Annotated in this window: 1 protein-coding gene and 1 pseudogene; both read right to left on the bottom strand. The window is 63.8% G+C overall.

Annotated elements, in window-relative coordinates; translation table 11 throughout:
- Positions 1–169 precede the first annotated feature (169 nt).
- Positions 170–691 (bottom strand): annotated as a pseudogene (locus QZH66_RS14930) (chromosome partitioning protein ParB); the annotation flags it as partial.
- A gap of 467 nt (positions 692–1,158) precedes the next feature.
- The coding region (locus QZH66_RS14925) for a Fic family protein (RefSeq protein WP_305806704.1) at positions 1,159–2,676 on the bottom strand (1,518 nt) is incomplete at its 5' end.

The following is a 2,676-nucleotide window of genomic DNA, read 5'->3' as shown; positions in this document are numbered from 1 at the left end:
CATGGCCCGGTGCTGTGCCTGTACATGCTGGAGCCCAGCCTGTGGGCGCAGCCAGACAGTGCGCTGCAGCACTACCAGTTTCTGCGCGAGAGCCTGCGCGACCTGGCCGTGGCCCGCTGGTACCGCCAGCAGGGCTTGGCCTGGCAGGAGTGGCCGCAGCACGGCGTGGGGCGGCGATGCCCGCCAGCTTGTCTTGCGCCAGCCGTTCCTGCAGCGCGGCATCGGCCAGACACAGGCCCGCGTCACCCTCCGCGAACAGATCACGGCGGATGCCGCCGCCCGCCTGCTCGTAGGCATCCAGCCCGACAAAGCGCACCAGCGGATGCCGGTAGGCGTCGATTTTCCGCTCGCTGAGGCGGTCGCGCAGCGCGGACGGCTGGCGCTGCCACTGCGGCGCATCGTAGAAGGCGGCTTCCTGCGCGGCGTGGTCGTCGGTGATGGAAAGGGCCATCAACTGCTCAAGGCTCACGGCGTCAGCCCGGTAGTCACCCATCAGGCGCGGCGACACGTTCGCCAGCTTCAAGCGGCGCTGCACCACCAGTGGGGTGACGGAGAAATCCGCCGCAATGTCTTCGATGGGGCGGCCTTCGGCCACCAATACCGCAAACGCTTCAAACTGATCTGCGGGGTGCATGGCCTCGCGCTGCACGTTCTCGGCGAGGCTCGCGGTGCGGGCCGTGCCATCGGCCACCTACAGGCAAGGCACCTGCCAATCCTTGGCGATGCGGTGCTTCTTCGCCAGCAGCTTGAGGGCGGCAAGGCAACGGCCAGCATCGAGGTATTCCTCCTGTTTTGCGACGGCTTTTACCGTCAGGGGTCAGGAGACCTGACGATGCCTTGGAACCCGCATGAAATCTAGCTGGCGATAGTCCCCGAAGGACGTCAGTTCACTCCCACTCGATAATTCACTCGGCCACTTTTCCCTCTGAAGAGAGAACTCCAAACACCGTTGATACCGTCAGTGGTACCGTCAAAATGAGTGGGCTTTCATGACACGCGGCGACACAGCTTTGCGGCTCTGGCCTGACAACAATGATGCACAGCGCGCCCCTACTTGCTTCCTCAAGCCCAATCATGCCACGGCCCCGTCTAATGTCACCAGCGTTGTATTGGTAACCGCTCGTGGAGTCAGGCCAAGATCCGCGAGAAGGCTCCAACTCACTCAATGATGGGCAAGGGCTCGCGATCCTCGAATGCAGATTGCACGGCTTCAACGATGCGTAAGGCCAGTGCTTTTTCATCCAGTCGCGGGTACTCCTTTGCGAGCTTGCCCGACACGCGCCAGCCGCTCTCCTTGACCGAGCGGATCATGCGCACGGTGTCCGCGTCAGGCATCTCCAGCACAGCCTTGATGCGCTGCTGCGCAAGCTGAAACCGCACGAGCACCCGCGCCTCGTCCGCCATCTCATGCTGGATCGTGTGAGCCACGAGTTGCGCCGTGTAGATCACGTGCTCTGTGAGATCCGGGTAGCGCCAGGCATGGCTGGCATCCTCGTAGGCATCGAACACGAGGTTCGAGCGCACGCCGTCCTCGTAGGTGAGCATGTCCCCGAACCGGTACGCGGTGTCGTATCGCCGCATGAAGGGGCGCGAGAACACTTCGAGAACCCGGTCGTACCCATGCCCAAACTCGCGCACGCTGGTGATGGTGGCCGAGATAGGAACGATCACGCTTGGCGGAATGGCGTTGTCGCGCTGCAGCGTATCGCTGATGAGGAAGCGGTGGATGCGGCCATTGCCGTCGCTCATGGGGTGAAGATAGACGAAGCCGAATGCCAGGCCCGCCGCCCGCGCCAGCGACTCCCTGCCCCGGGTGGTCTGCTCGAACACGCGCAGCCCCTCCAGCATGCCGGGGAGTTGCGAGAAGTGGGGGCCGATGTAGTGGACGATGTCGTCACGAATCGTCGCCTGGCCGACGAACACCGGCGACTGTCGCACACCGAGGCGAAGCGCGTCGTCGCCGAGGATGCCCCGCTGCAGCAAGGCGAGGTTGCCGCCAGTGAGCGGCTCTTCCAGCTTGCCGCTGTGCTCGGCCATGACGTGGGCAAAGCGCTTGATGCGATCGGTCTCGTCAGCCTCGTGCTCGATCAGGAAGCTCGCGCGCGACTCTTTGAACGAAAGCCATGCCGCCGCACGCATCAGGACATCCTCCCCAAACTCGCGATCCAGTTCAGCGATCGCTCCACGCGGGTCAAACCCGAGCGCCTGGCCCAGAGTCTGCGTACGGCGGATGAGAGGGCAGAAAGCTGGTGTGCCCGGCAAGTTGTTGTTGATCCGCCAGCGCCGCTCGCGAACCGCCTCGATGCGCGTCAGGTAGGCATCGCCAGCCACCGCTTCGACGTAGGAGCCTCCCGTCAGATCAGATACCTCCAGCCGCTGCCCGGTGAGCCACTCGTAGAAGAATCCCGCGCGGCGGGCGTACTGCCCAAAAGGCTCTGCCCGGCACCACTGTTCAAGCGGCCCCGGCCCACAGGCAGCGAACAAGCGCGAGAAAAATTCGAGGTGGATCTCCTCATATTTCAAGCCAAATTCGAAATGCCCGGCAAAGGTGTCCGTCGGTCGGTAGATGCCCGGGTACTGGCGCTGAATGCGCTGTGGGGACTCCTTGTCCGAGCGGGTCGTGCCGATAGCCGACTCCACCCGCAAGGGCTGAACCAGAGCAATGCCGAACCGAGC

The organism is Stenotrophomonas sp. YIM B06876 (assembly GCF_030711595.1).
In the GTDB taxonomy this organism is placed as follows: Bacteria; Pseudomonadota; Gammaproteobacteria; order Xanthomonadales; family Xanthomonadaceae; genus Stenotrophomonas.
Note: the sequence above shows the minus strand (reverse complement) of the source record. Positions and strands in the feature narration are given on the sequence as shown.